Source organism: Streptomyces sp. BHT-5-2, from assembly GCF_019774615.1.
Classification (GTDB): Bacteria; Actinomycetota; Actinomycetes; order Streptomycetales; family Streptomycetaceae; genus Streptomyces.
Genome location: NZ_CP081496.1, coordinates 463,664 through 478,753 on the forward strand (window position 1 = coordinate 463,664; position 15,090 = coordinate 478,753).

14 protein-coding genes, 2 tRNA genes and 1 pseudogene are annotated in these 15,090 nt (G+C 73.1%); 7 read left to right on the forward strand and 10 right to left on the reverse strand.

Annotated elements, in window-relative coordinates:
* Positions 1-47: 47 nt before the first annotated feature.
* On the reverse strand, positions 48-548 hold the full coding sequence (locus tag K2224_RS01930) for a DUF3830 family protein (protein ID WP_221904917.1): 501 nt from the start codon (positions 546-548) through the stop codon (positions 48-50).
* Positions 549-781: 233 nt separating this feature from the next.
* Here K2224_RS01930 and ehuB point away from each other — a divergent pair, with 233 nt between their 5' ends.
* The 6 genes from ehuB (at position 782) to K2224_RS01960 (ending at position 5,359) form a co-directional block, all read left to right on the forward strand.
* Positions 782-1,633 (forward strand): ectoine/hydroxyectoine ABC transporter substrate-binding protein EhuB, encoded by an 852-nt coding sequence (gene ehuB, locus K2224_RS01935; RefSeq protein ID WP_260692298.1) that lies wholly within the window; start codon positions 782-784, stop codon positions 1,631-1,633.
* Positions 1,630-2,388 carry an ectoine/hydroxyectoine ABC transporter permease subunit EhuC gene (gene ehuC / locus K2224_RS01940; RefSeq protein WP_260692299.1) on the forward strand — a complete coding sequence of 253 codons (759 nt, stop codon included), beginning with the start codon at positions 1,630-1,632 and terminating at the stop codon, positions 2,386-2,388. Before ehuB ends, ehuC begins: the two co-directional genes overlap by 4 nt.
* Positions 2,385-3,035, forward strand: coding sequence for an ectoine/hydroxyectoine ABC transporter permease subunit EhuD (gene ehuD, locus K2224_RS01945; RefSeq protein WP_221904919.1), 651 nt, complete (start codon positions 2,385-2,387; stop codon positions 3,033-3,035). The genes ehuC and ehuD overlap by 4 nt, the downstream gene beginning before the upstream one ends.
* On the forward strand, positions 3,025-3,852 hold the full coding sequence (gene ehuA / locus K2224_RS01950; protein ID WP_398199072.1) for an ectoine/hydroxyectoine ABC transporter ATP-binding protein EhuA: 828 nt from the start codon (positions 3,025-3,027) through the stop codon (positions 3,850-3,852). The genes ehuD and ehuA overlap by 11 nt, the downstream gene beginning before the upstream one ends.
* Before the next feature lie 578 nt (positions 3,853-4,430).
* Complete coding sequence (locus K2224_RS01955; RefSeq protein ID WP_221904920.1) at positions 4,431-5,189, forward strand: IclR family transcriptional regulator; 759 nt, start codon at positions 4,431-4,433, stop codon at positions 5,187-5,189.
* A gap of 96 nt (positions 5,190-5,285) precedes the next feature.
* A tRNA-Lys gene (locus K2224_RS01960) sits at positions 5,286-5,359 on the forward strand.
* 205 nt (positions 5,360-5,564) lie between these two features.
* Here K2224_RS01960 and K2224_RS01965 read toward each other — a convergent pair.
* From K2224_RS01965 to K2224_RS01975, 3 genes and pseudogenes are all read right to left on the reverse strand, one after another.
* Positions 5,565-6,069, reverse strand: a pseudogene (locus tag K2224_RS01965) (AMP-binding protein); the annotation flags it as partial.
* Between the two features lie 455 nt (positions 6,070-6,524).
* Positions 6,525-7,757, reverse strand: coding sequence for a hypothetical protein (locus K2224_RS01970; RefSeq protein WP_260692300.1), 1,233 nt, complete (start codon positions 7,755-7,757; stop codon positions 6,525-6,527).
* Positions 7,757-8,176: an SsgA family sporulation/cell division regulator gene (locus K2224_RS01975; protein ID WP_260692301.1), complete on the reverse strand. Its 420-nt coding sequence runs from the start codon at positions 8,174-8,176 to the stop codon at positions 7,757-7,759. Before K2224_RS01975 ends, K2224_RS01970 begins: the two co-directional genes overlap by 1 nt.
* Before the next feature lie 899 nt (positions 8,177-9,075).
* Between K2224_RS01975 and K2224_RS01980 the strand changes: the two genes are divergently transcribed.
* A tRNA-Lys gene (locus tag K2224_RS01980) sits at positions 9,076-9,149 on the forward strand.
* Between the two features lie 399 nt (positions 9,150-9,548).
* Here the strand turns inward: K2224_RS01980 and K2224_RS01985 are convergent.
* The 6 genes from K2224_RS01985 to K2224_RS02010 all read right to left on the reverse strand — a co-directional run bounded on the left by K2224_RS01985 (position 9,549) and on the right by K2224_RS02010 (position 15,089).
* Positions 9,549-10,016, reverse strand: coding sequence for a hypothetical protein (locus K2224_RS01985; RefSeq protein ID WP_221904921.1), 468 nt, complete (start codon positions 10,014-10,016; stop codon positions 9,549-9,551).
* A 107-nt stretch (positions 10,017-10,123) separates the two neighbouring features.
* The gene (locus K2224_RS01990) at positions 10,124-10,903 is read right to left on the reverse strand and encodes an HAD-IIA family hydrolase (protein WP_221904922.1); all 780 of its coding nucleotides are present in this window, start codon (positions 10,901-10,903) and stop codon (positions 10,124-10,126) included.
* Positions 10,904-11,029: 126 nt separating this feature from the next.
* Positions 11,030-12,094, reverse strand: a complete 1,065-nt coding sequence (locus K2224_RS01995; protein ID WP_221904923.1) for a 2-aminoethylphosphonate ABC transporter substrate-binding protein — start codon at positions 12,092-12,094, stop codon at positions 11,030-11,032.
* A gap of 38 nt (positions 12,095-12,132) precedes the next feature.
* On the reverse strand, positions 12,133-12,930 hold the full coding sequence (locus K2224_RS02000; RefSeq protein WP_221904924.1) for an ABC transporter permease: 798 nt from the start codon (positions 12,928-12,930) through the stop codon (positions 12,133-12,135).
* Entirely contained in the window at positions 12,917-13,885 is a 969-nt protein-coding gene (locus K2224_RS02005; RefSeq protein WP_221904925.1) for a 2-aminoethylphosphonate ABC transporter permease subunit, read from the reverse strand. The genes K2224_RS02000 and K2224_RS02005 overlap by 14 nt, the downstream gene beginning before the upstream one ends.
* Positions 13,878-15,089, reverse strand: a complete 1,212-nt coding sequence (locus tag K2224_RS02010; protein WP_221904926.1) for an ABC transporter ATP-binding protein — start codon at positions 15,087-15,089, stop codon at positions 13,878-13,880. Before K2224_RS02010 ends, K2224_RS02005 begins: the two co-directional genes overlap by 8 nt.
* Position 15,090 lies beyond the last annotated feature (1 nt).

Below are 15,090 nucleotides of genomic sequence, written 5' to 3' on the forward strand. Positions count from 1 at the left end.
CCGTCAGACCCGTCAGGGCCGTCAGACCCTCCGGCCCGTAAGCCCCCTCAGGCCCGCCGGAAGTTGAGCGTCTCGCCCAGGGCGCCGGCGCGCCAGAGGTCCTGGCAGGCGTCGGCCATCCGGTCCAGGCCGTCGACGACCGCGCCCCAGACGATGCCGGGCACCCAGCCCGCGTCGCCGTTGATCAGCAGGTTGTTGCGCTCGTAGAAGAGCGCGAGGTCGACGACGGTGGCCCGGCCGCGGTGCCCGGCATCGCGCTCGTAGCCGTAGGAGGCGGTGCCCAACTGGGTGTCGCTGAAGGTGAAGTAGCACAGGTCGCCGGGGATCGGGGTGATGGTGGGGTTCTCCAGCGGCGGTTCCTCCGGAGCGAACGGCGGCACCAGGGTGTAGATCTCGTTGCGGGCGTACTTGGCGTGGTAGACGTCGCCGCCGAGCGGGAGCGCGTCCCAGACGGCGGCACAGGTGAGCGGGGCACGATCGTCGAGCAACTTGGCCGTGCAGCCGACGCCGCGCTTGTCCAGGGAGACTTCGATGAAGCGATCGGTCATATCCCGAGCGTAGGGGGCATTACCGGCGTACGGAACATCTCCTGCGGCGGTGTGAAGGGCTCGAAACGATCGGCATAGGCGTGAACGCTTCGGGTAGCCGCGCGCCCATGGCTCCACCACAGAGCACGGCCTCAGACAATCAAGGACCACACCGCATACGACTCACCACCCGGAGACCCGAGATAACCGGACATCGGACCAGTGGCCTTCGCCGCCGGTCGCTGCTCGCGGGGGTGGCGGCGCTCGGCGCAGCGGGTGCGATCGGCGCGGCGAGCGGCTGCAGCCGGGTCCCGACCACGGAGGCGGCGGGCGGCGGGCAGTTGCTGGAGCGGCTGCGCAGGAAGGGCTCGGTCACCCTCGGCGTGGCCGGCGAGCAGCCGTACGGCTACATCGGCACCGACGGCAAGATGACCGGTTCGGCGCCCACCATCGCCCGGGTGATCTTCAAGCGGCTCGGCGTCCCGCGCGTCGAGCCCTTCCCCACCGACTTCGGGTCGCTGATCGTGGGGCTGAACTCCCAGCAGTTCGACGTGGTCGCGGCCGGGATGTACATCAACCCCGAGCGCTGCGCACAGGTGATCTTCGCCGATCCCGAGTACCAGATGCTGGACGCCTTCATCGTCCGCAAGGGCAATCCGCTGAAGCTGCGCACCTACAAGGACATCGCCCGGACCGGGGCGCGGATGGCGACCGGTGTCGGCTACGCCGAGATCGACTACGCCAAGGCGGCGGGGGTCAGGGGAATGACCACGCTGCCCGACCAGTTGGCGGGGCTGCTGGCGGTCGAGCAGGGGCGGGTGGACGTCTTCGTCGGCACCGCGGTGACGGTGCGGAACGTCGTCCGCCAGTCGCGGACGACCCGGGCGGAGGCGACACCGGAGGTCACCCCGTACGTGGACGGGAAGCCGGTGATCGACGTCGGCGGCTTCGCGTTCCGGACTCCGGAGACCAATCTGCGCGACGCGTTCAACCGCGAGCTGCACAAGATGAAGCGCTCCGGGGAACTCCTGGACCTCATGCGGCCCTTCGGCTTCACCACGCAGCAGATGACGAAGATCACCGCCAAGGAGAAGTGCCGGCCATGACTGACATCACCTGGGGCCTGTGGGAACTCCTCCTCAAGGGCGTGTGGGTCACCGTCCAGCTGACCGTCTACAGCGCGGCGCTGGCCGCCGTCGTGGCCTTCGGCATCGGGCTCGCGCGCACCCACCGGCGGTGGATCGTGCGGTTCCTGTCCGGGGCCTATTTCGAGATCTTCCGCGGGACCTCCGCGCTGATCCTGATGTTCTGGATGTTCTTCGTGCTGCCCATGGGGTTCGGCTGGCAGCTGGTCCCGATGTGGGCCGCGGTGCTGACGCTGGGTCTGACGTACGGCGCGTACGGTTCCGAGGTCGTGCGGGGCGCGATCGCCGCGGTGCCGCCGGGCCAGCGCGAGGCCGGCATCGCGCTGAGCTTCTCGCCGGCCCAGCAGCTGCGGAAGGTCGTCCTGCCGCAGGCGTGGCCGGGCATGGTCCCGCCGTTCAACAACCTGCTGATCGAGCTGCTCAAGGGCACCGCGCTGGTGTCGATCCTGGGCGTCGGCGACATCGCCTTCGGCGCCTCCCTGGTGCGCAACGCCACCGCGCAGAGCGCCCCCGTCTACACGATCATCCTGGTGATGTACTTCGTCCTGGCGTTCGTCCTGACCCGCGGGATGCGGGCGGTGGAGCGGCACGCCAAGGCGGGCGTCGGGCAGGCGCCGGCCGGGCGGTCGCCGCTGCGGCTGCGGCCGCGGCCGGGCCCCGTCACCGGTCCGGCGGTCACCGGTGCCGCCGCTCCCGCGGAAGGTGAGGCCCGATGAAGTTCGACTGGTCCGCGGTCGGCGCCTTTCTGCCGACGTTCTGGAAGGGCGTGCTGGTCACGCTGCAGGCCCTGGTGCTGGGCTCGCTGATCGCCTTCGCGCTCGGCCTGGTGTGGGCGCTGGCGCAGCGCTCGTCCCTGAAGGTGGTGCGCTGGCCGGTGACCGTGATCACCGAGTTCGTGCGCAACACCCCGCTGCTGGTGCAGCTGTTCTTCCTGTTCTATGTGATGCCCGAGTGGGGCATCACGCTCAGCGCCCTGGTCACCGGTGTGATCGGGCTGGGCCTGCACTACTCGACGTACACCGCCGAGGTCTACCGCGCCGGTATCGACGGCGTGCCGGCCGGCCAGTGGGAGGCGGCGATCGCGCTCAGCCTGCCGCGCCGCCGCACCTGGACGGCGGTGATCCTGCCGCAGGCGATCCGCCGGGTGGTGCCCGCGCTCGGCAACTACGTCATCGCGATGCTGAAGGACTCGCCGATGCTCTTCGCCATCGGCGTGCTGGAGATGCTGGGCCAGGCCCGGCAGTTCTCCTCCCAGACCTTCCAGACCGTCGAGCCGTACACGGTCGTCGGAGTCGCCTTCATCGCCATCGCCTACCCCGCTTCTCTTCTCCTGCGAGCCCTGGAGCGCCGCCTTGTCCGCTGACCACAGCACCCCGAACACCCCGCCCACCGCCGGCGAGCCCGGGTCCTCCGGGGAGACCGAGCTGATCCGCTTCGAGGCGGTCACCAAGCGGTTCGGTGCGCACACCGTCCTGGATGCACTCGACATGAAGGTCTATCCGGGCAAGCACGTCACGCTGATCGGCCCGTCGGGTTCCGGCAAGACCACGATCCTGCGGCTGATGATGACGCTGCTCAAACCGGACGAGGGCACCATCAGGCTGGGCGACCGGTATCTGACCCACGAGGAGAAGGGCGGCAGGCTCGTCCCGGCGAGCGACCGCCACAGCCGGGAGATCCGCAAGAACATCGGAATGGTCTTCCAGCAGTTCAACCTCTTCCCCAACATGAAGGTGCTGCGGAACATCACCGAGGCCCCGGTGCACGTCCTCGGCCTGGACAAGGACGAGGCCGAGCACCGCGCCCGCGAGCTGCTGGACCTGGTGGGCCTCACCGCCCACCTCGACAAGTACCCCACGCAGCTCTCCGGCGGCCAGCAGCAGCGGGTCGCCATCGCCCGGGCGCTGGCCATGCGCCCGCAGGTGCTGCTGCTGGACGAGGTGACCTCGGCCCTCGACCCGGAGCTGGTGGCCGGCGTCCTGGACCTGCTGCGGGACATCGCGCACAGCACGGACATCACCATGCTCTGCGTCACGCACGAGATGAACTTCGCCCGGGACATCTCCGACTGCGTGATGATGTTCGACGCGGGGCGGGTCATCGAGTTCGGCCCGCCGGAGCAGATCTTCACCGCCCCGGAGCACGAGCGGACCCGGGAGTTCCTGAGCGCGGTGCTGTAGGCGGCGCGGCGGGCCGCGGTCCCGGCGGGGCCGCCCGGGGCGTGCGGGAGCGCGGCACGTGGTGCGCGCTCCGGCACTCCCCGCCCGCCTGCCCGCCTTCCTGGTGGCGAGGTGCCGGGGCCCGCCCACCGCGGATTTTGAGACATCTGCGACCGCTGCGGCGGGTGTGATGAACGTGGCGGATGAGGCATACGCCCCTCAGACGGAAAATCGAGCAGCAGATGGAAGAACGGGGCGTACGGGCCCCGGACAAAGACCCGATGGCGCGTCAACTCCGCACGTCACCAACGGCCGTCAACCCCCGCCGCCAGCCGGTCGGCCGCGCGCCTTCCGTACGCCGTTGCCGCCGGTCCGGGGGAACTTTCCCGACCAGCTCATGACCTGGGCATATGCCAGAGTGCAGGGCGCCTGCACAGACGCGTGAACCAATCCGGTTTTCGGTCAAGACCCCCTCCATCGGGGCCGGTTGACCGCTATCGTGATACGAGCCCGTTGTCCGGAAGCGGTCCGCGTTCCACGCGGTCGTGCCCGCCACGACGGTCACGACGCAAGCGGTACCAACCTCCTAGGGGGACACCGTGGCGCTGAAGCCCGAGCCGACCGCGCCGTTCCATTCGGTGCAGCACGCCCTGCGCGTACTCGAGACGATCTCCCGGCACGCCAACGGCGTGACCGACGCACAGGTCGCCCGCGAGACCGGCCTCCCGGCAGCCCACCTCACGCAGCTGCTGTCGATGCTGCGCCGCGAAGGCTACGCGCAACAGCTCTCCGACGGCGCGTACGTCGTCGGCGAGTCGCTGCTCCTGCTGGGATCCGGCGCCGACCGCGGCCGCGCCCTGCGCGACAAGCTGCAGCGCACGCTGGACCAGCTGCGCGACTCGGTCGGAGCGGCGGTCTACATCAGCCGGTACATCGACGGCGAGGTGAAGATCCTCCACTACGCCGACGGGCCACTGGCGCCCAAGGTCAACGAGTGGGCCGAGTTCCGCCGCACGGCGCACGCCAGCGCCGTCGGCAAGTGCCTGCTGGCCCAGCTCGACCACGACGGGCGGATGGACCACCTCTCACGCCACAAGACCGCCCGGCTCACCTCCCGGACGATCACCAACGAGAAGGTGCTGTTCCACAAGCTCGACAGCCAGCCGCCGACCGTCCCCGTCCTGGACCTCCAGGAGTACGCGGTCGGCACGGTCTGCGCCGCCGTCCCGATCACCGCCGGCAAGACGGTCGGCTGCCTGGCCCTGTCCATGCCGCTGGAGCACGCCCACCGCCTGCGGCAGGCCGCCGACACCCTCAACCGCAAGGCCGCGCCGGTCCTGCTGTCGCTGGCGATCTGAGGGCGGGAGCGGCCCCGGGCGGGGTCCGTCCGGGCATGATCACGAGGGTGGTCATGAGCACCCCTCTCGACCAGGTAGTATTTCTTTCGTCAGCAGGCGCCGCTAGCTCAGTTGGTTAGAGCAGCTGACTCTTAATCAGCGGGTCCGGGGTTCGAGTCCCTGGCGGCGCACAGACGGTCGAAGGCCCTCACTCCGGTGAGGGCCTTCGGCGTACGTGGGGTCCGGGTGCGTCCCGGCGGCGCGTGGGGCGTCAGCGCTCCAGGAGGTGCTCCCGGTCGTGCTCGCGGTAGCGGGCCAGGAGGGCCGAGCGGTCGCCGGCCGTGAAGCGGCGGTAGCGGCACGGGGCGGGGCCGGACGGGCGTCGGCGGGCCGGGGCTCGGCGGGCGCGGCGGCGGCGACGTCCACCGGCCGCGCGTCCGCGTACGGGGCGAGCAGCTCCTGGTAGGCGCGGTCGTCGGTGATCAGTACGCGCTCGGGCGGGAGCGGCAGGTCGAGGCCGGCCAGCAGCGGGACCTGGGTCCGCTCCGTGATCAGCAGCGCAGTCGGTGTGGGCGATGTCGCGGAGCAGCTCCGGACCGCGGCGAGTGGGGTTGATGCCGGCGACGGCGACCCCGGCGAGCGCCTCGGCGCCCAGCCGCAGCGGGAACTCCGGGACGTTGTCGAGCAGCACCCCGATGTGCGGCTCGGCGCCGCGCGGCAGCAGCTCCCCGAGAAGGGCGGCCCGCGCGGCGGCCGCGCCGGCGACCTGGTGGTGGGTGAGCGCCATCTCCGGGCACTTCAGGGCGATGCGGTGGTCGCCCCACTGCGCCTGGACGAGCTCGGCGACGGTACAGGCGTCGCGGGCGAGCGGGCTGCCGCTGCGGATGTTGTCGTCCACCATGGCGGCGGAAGTTAACTGACGTTACGTCAGTTCTTTGGAGGGGTGGGTGAGGTGAGGTGGCGGCGGGCTCGTCAAACCGTGGGTCCATCCCTGGCCCCATCCCCGGGCCCATCCCTGGACCCTTTCGCCCCGGCGGAAGACCAACCCGTGGTGTGACGCCGCCGACTCCCGCCGTCCGTAGCGTTCTTAACGACGAGATCGAGAGGCCGCGAGCACGAGCGACCGAGAGATCGACGCGATCAGGGAGAACAGGAAGAACGGGGAGAACGGGGAGAACGATGAGGGAGGCGAGGCGGATGACGAGGTGGATGACGAGGTGGATGTTGAGGCCGCTGAGGAAGGCGAGAACGGCGGTAGCGGGTTCGCGAGGGGCCCGTCCCTGGGTCCGGGGAGGCGGGGGCCTCCTCTCCTCACCTCGGGGACCGGCATCGCTCAGGGCCGGGCGGCGGTCGGGGTCAGGCCGCTTCGGGGAGAGGGTCCGGGGTGGGGGCGGCGGCGGTTTGGACGAGGGCGGTGTAGGTGCGGCGCAGGGCGATGAGGGATTCCTGGGCCTCGCGGTAGACGGCGGCGTCGGGGCCGCCGCGGTGGGCGAGGGTGCGGACGGGGGCGCAGTGCCGGTCCATGGCGCTGAGCCAGGCGCGGTGCTGGGCCGGGAGGTGCCGGCGCAGATGCTGGCGGCGGCCCTCGCCGAGGCGGCGTCCGCTGATACCCAGGACGGCGTCCGCGGCCTGGAGGACCGGCGGTTCCAGGGCGCCCTGCTCGGCGAGTGCGCCGAGTACCGCGCGCTGCTGGTCGTTGACGGGCGCGATCGCCAGCTCCGCCGCCTCGGAGTGGAGTTGGGCGCGGAGGGCGTGCTGGATGCGGACCAGGCGGCGCAGCGCCGTCGGGGTGGACGAGTCGTCGGGGGCGCGGCCGGCCAGGGTGTCGGCGAGGCGGAAGAGCCAGATGCCGTGCGCCTCCAGCCGGGTGGCGGCGAGCATCAGCCGGTCCAGGCGGCTGAGCGGCTGACCCTCCGGGGCCCAGCGCACGATCGGCACCAGCTGTTCGGTGCGGGCCAGCTGGTCGATGGGGATGTGGCGGCGGGGCTTGCGTTCCGGGGCCCAGTTGTGGAGCGCGAGGGTGGGCAGGGCGACGAACTGGTCGTGGTCGATGCGGTGCGCGATGGCCGCCCAGAGCTCCAGGAACGCCTCGTTGGCGACCTCTCGGGCGGCCGGCGCCTGCGGGTCGAGGGCGCCCCAGCCGCAGGACACCGCGATGACCGCGACGCGCATCGCGGCGGCCTCCGCGTTGCGCGGCGAGAGGCGGGAGACGCGCTGCCGCAGTGCGGTCAACTCCTCGGCGCGGTCGGCGCGGTCGACGATCTCGGCGGCGGCCCCGCGGCCGGTCGCGACGGCCGCCTCGCGGGCCATGGCGTCCAGCCGGGTCCAGGTGCCGATCATGGAGCGGACGGGAGGCCGCTCCGGGAGGAAGCCGTGCGCACAGGGGTCGTGCGCGGCCGGGGCGCCGGAGCCGTCGCCGTCGACGCAGGCGGGCGCGGCGTCGGCGGCGCCGGGCGGGCCGGCCTGCGCCGGGATGCGGACGGCCGGGTCGGCGGTCGCGGTGGCGACCGGCCCGCCCGTGCCGGCGGCGGCGCTCGTGCGTATGGCGAGGCGGGTGTCGGGCGTCGTCGTCATGGGAGTGGGAGTCATCAGCACTTCCCCGCCAGCAGGCGGGCCAGGTGGGCGTCCATATCGAGATAGCGGGCCTCGTGGCCGGGCGGGACGATCGCCGCGGTCTGCTCCAGCCAGGCGGTGAGCTCGGCGGCGCGCACCGCCAGTTCGCAGACGCCGGCGTCGGTGGCGAGTTCGATGTGCACATGGCGCGCGGTGCCCGCACGGCCGGTGGGCCGCACCCGCACATCCCCTTCCCCGGCCTCCCCGCACAGCCCGCGGAGCAGCAGTTCGCGGGCGAACAGCCAGGTGGCCACGGTCTCGCCGCGGCTGAGGAACGCAACCTCGACCTCGTAGGGGCGGTCGCTGCGGTAGCTGAACCGGCCGGCCACCGGAACCGTTTCGTCCGGCCCGAGGAGGAGCTGCATCTCAAGGGTGCGCTTGGCTGTCGACACCACGACGATCAACCTTTCCGAAGAGGGGCGAGTCCCGGGGCCCCGGTTCGGGGCTCGCGTCCTAGCAGACGTCGGCTCGCGGGATGGGGTTGCAGGCGAGGGCGCAGTAGTGATGGACGCCATGATCTGTGGGCCACCGGCGGGCGCGGCTGTCGGGCCGTCATCCGGGCCGGCCGCCGGACCGTCGTCGGGGCTGGTCGTCGGGCTGCTGTCCAGGCTCGTCGGCCGACGGTTGCCCAGGCCGGTCGGCGGGCGGGGTTCACGGCGGCATGGGCGGCGCTTCCCGGGACCGTCATTCCCGTTCACCTCCGGGCCGACTGCTCGTGGGGTCCGCGCCCCGGCGCGGACCCGCCGTGCCCCGGCGCTGAGCCCAGCCTCTCAACGGGCGGCCGACACCGCATGCTGACGGGGCGACCGGCTCACGGCGGGCGGCGGGGCCCCGCGCCGCAGTCGTTGCCCCGCGACCGTTGCCCCGCAGTCGATCTTCACAGACCGGTGTGGGCGCGCCCGTAGGCGAAGGTCCCGATGTCACAGGGCCTTCGCCCCGGGCCGGCCGCCCTTGTGATGCGGTAAAGGAGGACGGGTTGGCCCGAGGGCGGGCCGGGCCGGCGGGCCGGGCCGGCGGGCAGCGCCCCGTTATCGCTGATCAGTGGGCAGCGCCCGGTTGCCGGAGGAGGCGAGACCAACGGGCAGTGACCGGGGCAGTGGGTCGGCGCCCACCGACCGACAGGCGCCGGTCGGTGGGCGCCGGTCGGTGCGCGCTGGGCGACGGCCTGGCGGGCGGCGTCCGGGGCGGCGTCGGCCAGGTCGGTGACGGGGGTCACAGGCGCCTGGGGCGTGGGGGGCGTATTCGTGGGTACGGAGCACCCCCGGAGTTCGTGTAGAGTTTTCTTCGTCAGCGCGCGCCGCTAGCTCAGTTGGTTAGAGCAGCTGACTCTTAATCAGCGGGTCCGGGGTTCGAGTCCCTGGCGGCGCACGTAGGACTGAGGCCCCTCGCATTGCGGGGGGCCTCAGTCGTGTTGCGGTACGCGTGCTGCGGTACGGCGCCGCGGTCCACCGGGGTTGCGGGACGCGGCGCGGACGCATGGGCAGGGGGCGGCCGACGGCGGCGGCGTCGCCGGTCACCGGGAGCCGTGCCGGGCCACCGTCCGGCAGGTCGGGGCCGCCGCCGCAGAGCCAGCACACCACCAGCAGCGCGGCGCCGGCGATGCCCACCAGGAGGCGGGGGCCGGCGGGCGTCGAAGAAGCGGGGCGCCGCGGCCCCTCCCCTGTGGTGCCGTTCCCCGTGAAGTCCTTCCCCGTGACACCCTTCCCCGTGAAGTCCTCCCCCGGCGTGTTCTCCCCCACGGCATGCTCCGGGGCCGCCGCCGTCCGTTCACTCGTCGTCGGCACCGCCGCTCCCCTGGCGTTCGCGGCGGAGCCGGAGCCTGAGGCGGAGCAGCTGGCCGGCGATGACCAGGACCGCACCGCCCGCCAGGACGAGGGCGACGGCGGAGGTGCTGCTCAGTTCGCGGCGGGCGGTGACGCGGTCGGGGGTGAGGCGGGACCGGGCGACCGGGGCGGGCGCCAGGCGCACCGCGGGTGCGGTCCCGGCCGGGTCCGCGACCCGGCCGGCGCCGAGGCCGGCCGGCGCGGGGCGGGCCGCGCCGGGGCCGGCCTGGCCGAGGGCGATCGCGACGTGGGCAGCCGGGACGTGGGCGGTCGTCGGGACGTGGCCGACCGGGCCGTGGGAGGCGGCCGGGGCGGGGCGGGTGCCGTGTCCGTCGGCGGCGGCGTACGCGGGTGCCGTCGTCACCGCGCACGCCGCGAGGGCGGCACAGAGTGTGAGCTGCGGTGAGTGCATGGTGTACCTCCGGTTACCTCCGAAGGTCCGCCGACCCGCCGCCGGGCGCATCCGGGGCGGGGCGGGGCTGCGCCGTTCGGGTGGGCGGGGCGGCCCCGCACCACGGGTCAGACCAGGTCGACGAGGTCCGCGATGGAGTCGACGACGCGGGAGGGGCGGAAGGGGTGGCGCTCGACGTCCTCGGGGCGGGTGAGGCCGGTGAGGACGAGGAAGGTCCGCATGCCCGCCTCCAGGCCGGCGACCACGTCGGTGTCCATCCGGTCGCCGATCATGGCGGAGGTCTCGGAGTGGGCGCCGATGGCGTTGAGCGCGTGGCGCATCATCAGCGGGTTGGGCTTGCCGACGAAGTACGGCTCGACGCCGGTGGCCTTGGTGATCAGTGCGGCCACCGATCCGGTGGCGGGCAGCGCGCCCTCCCGCGACGGGCCGGTCTCGTCGGGGTTGGTGGCGATGAAGCGGGCGCCGTCGTTGATCAGCCGGATGGCCTTGGTGAGCGCCTCGAAGCTGTAGGTGCGGGTCTCTCCGAGGACGACGTAGTCGGGGGCGTGGTCGGTGAGGATGTAGCCGATGTCGTGCAGGGCGGTGGTCAGGCCGGCCTCGCCGATGACGTAGGCGGTGCCGCCGGGCCGCTGGTCGTCGAGGAACTGCGCGGTGGCCAGCGCCGAGGTCCAGATCGACTCCCAGGGGACGTCCAGGCCGATGCGGGCGAGGCGGGCGTGCAGGTCGCGGGGGGTGTAGATGGAGTTGTTGGTCAGGACGAGGAAGGGCTTGCCCGACTCGCGGAGCCGCTTGATGAAGGCGTCCGCGCCGGGGACCGGCACGCCCTCGTGCATGAGGACTCCGTCCATGTCGGTGAGCCAGGACTCGATCGGCTTGCGCTCTGCCACTGCCACTCCTGCGGTGCGTGTCGACCAGGGCCGGCCGCTTGGCCAGGCCGTCGGCCGTGCCCTCGCGGGGCGGCCGACGGGCCCAGCCTAAGTCAGCGGTGGCCCGCCGGTCCCGGTCGGTGGCGGTCAGCTTCCGGTCGCGGCCTTCCAGGCGCCGATGTAGGTGTCGAGGTTCTTGTCGATGTCGTTCCAGTCGGGCCGGAAGACGTCGACGCCGGTCATGATCCTGGCGAGGGCGGTGGCGTTGGGGTCGGTGGCCTTGACGTCCGTGCGGGAGGCGAAGCCGCCGCCGACGGCGGAGACCTGTTCCTGGACGGGCTTGCTGAGGAGGTAGTCGAGGAACTTCCTGGCGTTGGCGGCGTGCGGGGCGTTCTTGACCAGGCCGGCGGCGTAGGGGAGGGCGAAGGTGGTGGGGCGGGTGCCGGGCTTGCCGGCGGGGAAGAAGATGCCCTGGTCGGGCATGGTCTTCATGTTGGCGTAGTTCATCTGGACGTCGCCGTTGGCGACCAGGAGTTCGCCCTTGTCGGTCTTGGGGGCGAGCTGGCCGGTGGAGGAGGACGGGCCGACGTTGTTGGCCTGGAGCTTCTTGAGGAAGGCCATGGCCGGGCCCTGGCCGCCGAAGTCGTGCAGGGCCTTGACGAGGACGGCGGTGCCGTCGCCGGCGACGCCGGGGGTGGAGTACTGCAGCTTGCCGGCGAAGCGGTGGTCGGTGAGGTCCTGCCAGGTGGCCGGGGGCTGCTTCAGCTCCTTCTTGTTGTAGATGAAGCAGAAGTAGTTGTCGACGACGGAGACCCACTTGCCGCCCGGGTCCTTGTCGGCGGCGGCGACCTGGTCGGAGCCCTGGGGGCGGTAGGTGTCCAGCAGGCCCTTGCCGTCGGCCTGTTGGATGAAGGGCGGCAGGGTGACCAGGACGTCGGCCTTGGTGTTGGCGCGTTCCCGGGCCAGGCGCTGGACGGCGGCGCCGGAGCCGGACTCCACGTAGTCGACCTTGATGCCGGTCTGCCGCTGGAAGTCCTCGAAGACCTTGTCGTAGAAGCCGTCGCCCTTCTCGCTCTTGAGGCCGTCGGCGCTGTAGACGGTGATCTCCTTGGCGTGCGGGTCGGCGGCGGAGGCGCCGCAGGCGGTGCCGGTGGCGGCGAGGAGGGCGACGGCGGCGCCGGCGGTGAGGAGGCGGTGCGGGCGGCTGGGCATGGCGGGTGCTCCTGGGGGACGGGCGGGCGGCGCGGGGGTCAGCGGTAGGTGGCCCTGGTGCGGACGCGGGAGACGCCGAACAGGACGAGGAGGGTGGTGGCCATGAGGGCCACGGCGAGTGCGGCGCCGGTGAAGAGGGCGCCGCGGTCGGTGGCGGCGAAGATCTGGACCGGCAGCGGCGTCCAGTCGGGCGGGTAGAGCATCATCGTGGCGCTCAGCTCGCCCATGGAGAGGGCGAAGCACAGGCCCGCGGCCGCGGTCAACGACGGCAGCAGCAGGGGGAGTTTGACCCGCCACAGGACGTACGCGGGGCGGGCGCCGAGGCCGGCGGCGCTCTGTTCGTACGCCGGGTCGAGGCGGGCGAGTGCGGCGGTCACGGACTGGTAGGCGAAGGCGGTGACCAGCACGGTGTGGGCGATGATCACGATCTGCGGGGTGCCGTTGAGGAGGAACGGGGGCCGGGAGAAGGCGACGAGGAGGGCGAGGCCGACGACGACGGAGGGGACGGCGACCGGCAGGAGGAAGAGGGCGTCGAGGAGCCGGCGGCCGCGCCGGCCGAGCTTCTCGGCGGCCAGGGCGGCCCAGGTGCCGGCGGCCAGGGCCGCGGCACTGGCGGCGAGGGCGGTGAGGACGCTGGTGGTCAGGGCGGTCAGGGCGTCGCCCTGGGCGATGTCCTGATAGTGCGTCAGGGTCGGGCCGGAGGGGAGGGCGCCGCTCCAGCCGTCGGCGAGGGAGGCGGCGAGGATCACCAGCAGGGGCAGGGCGAAGACCGGGACGAAGAGGAGGAGGAACACCGCCTGGACGGTGCGGCGGGCGGCGGCGCTATGGACGAGCACGGTCGGCGCCTCCTGCGGCGAGGGCGGGGACGGGGGTCGGGGCGGGGGCGTCCGCGGTGGAGACGGCTGCGGGCGCGGCCGGGGCGGGCCGGCGGCGGGTGGTGGTGCGGGCCGTCACCGTGCGGTAGAGGGCGTAGAGGGCGGCCGACAGGGCGATGTCGACGACCGCGACGACGCAGGCGCCGGTGTAGTCGCCGTCGAGGATCGCCTTGGAGTAGACGAGCACCGGCAGCGTGACGACGTCCTTGGCGCCGGTGAACAGCACGATCCCGAACTCGTTCAGGCACAGCACCAGGACCAGGGCACCGCCGGCGGCGAGTGAGGGCAGTGCCTCGGGCAGGATCACCGTCCGCACGATCCGCCACGGACCGGCGCCCAGCGATCCGGCGACCTCCAGTTGCGCGGTCTCCACCTGCGTGAACGCGGCGAGCAGCGGGCGCATCACGAACGGCGTGAAGTAGGTGACCTCGGCCAGCAGCACGCCCCAGGGGGTGTGCAGGAAGTCCAGCGGCCCGTGGGCGGCGCCGGTGACGTCCGTCCACAGTCCGTTGGCGATACCGGCGGTGCCGTAGAGGAACAGCAGGGCGAGGGTGATCAGGAAGGACGGGAAGGCCAGGAAGACGTCGACGAAGCGGGCCAGCGCCCGGCCGCCGGGGAACGGGACGAAGGCGATGACCAGCGAGAGCAGCAGGCCGAGGAGGAGCGCGCCGAGGGTGGCGCCGACCGCGATCAGCACGGTGTTGGCCAGCGCGTCCCGGAAGGAGGCGGTGGCCAGCACGGCGGTGTACGGGGCGGTGGACGGTCCGCCGCCGTTCTCCGGGGTGACGGACTGGCGGGCCACCAGGGCGAGCGGGTAGAGGAAGACCAGCGCGAGGGCGGCGACGGGCGGCAGGGCCCACAGGGCGGCGGTCCGGGGGCGGCGCGGCCCGGCGGCCGTCGGGGAGCGGTCAGGCATGGTGTGCCCCGCCGTCCGGGCCGTCCGCCGGGGTGCCGGTCGGGACGCCTGCCGGGGCGTCCGCCCGGAGGCCCGCCGGGACGAGGACCGCGTCCTGCGGGGCGAAGTGCAGGGCGAGTTCGGTGCCCGGCGGCGGGGTCTCGCGCAGCTCCCGCACGTCGGCCAGCACGCGGTGGCCGGCCACCTCGACGTACAGGCGGTGGGTGGCGCCGCGCCACTGGACCTCGGTGAGGGTGCCGCGCAGGGTGTTGCCGTCCGGGTCGGGGCCCGCGCCGAGGCCGAGGAGGTGCGGGCGGACGCAGAGCGTGGCGGTGGCGCCCGGGGTGGCGTCCCCGGTGCCGACGGCCAGCGGGCGGCCGGCGAACTCCACGCCGCCGGCGCCGCGCACGGTGACCGGCAGGAGGTTGGCGGTCCCGACGAACGACGCGGTGAACGCGGTGCGCGGGCTGCGGTAGAGCGCGTGCGGGGTGCCGCACTCGCGCAGCCGGGCCGACTCCAGGACGGCGATCCGGTCGGCGAGGGTCAGCGCCTCGACCTGGTCGTGGGTGACGTAGAGGATCGAGACGTCCGGCAACTCGCGGTGCAGCCGGGCGAGTTCGGTGAGCATGCCGGAGCGCAGCCGGGCGTCGAGCGCGGACAGCGGCTCGTCCAGCAGCAGCACGCCGGGGCGGATGGCGAGCGCGCGGGCGATGGCGACCCGCTGCTGCTGGCCGCCGGAGAGTTCCCGGGGGTGCCGGCCGGCGTAGGCGGCCATGCCGGTCATCTCCAGGGCCTCGGCGACCCGGCCGGGGATCTCGGCGCGCGGGACCTTCTGCGCCTTCAGGCCGAAGGCGACGTTCTCGGCGACCTTCATGTGCGGGAAGAGCGCGTACTGCTGCACGACCATGCCGATGCCGCGCTTGTGGGGCGGCAGGTCGGTCACGTCCCGGCCGCCGATCAGGACCCGCCCGGAGGCCGGGCGGACGAAACCGGCGACCGCCCGCAGCGCGGTGGTCTTGCCGGAGCCGGACGGGCCGATCAGGGCCATCACCTCGCCCGGTTCGACGGTCAGGTCGAGGGAGTCCAGGACGGTGTGCTCGCCGTGCCGCCCGTAGGCGACGGTGACGTGGTCGAAGCGGATGCCGGAGGCCGGGGGCGGGGCGGCGGGCGCGGCCGCGGGGGCGGGGGCCTTGGCGGAGGGGGACGTGGGAGCGGGGGCGGGCATC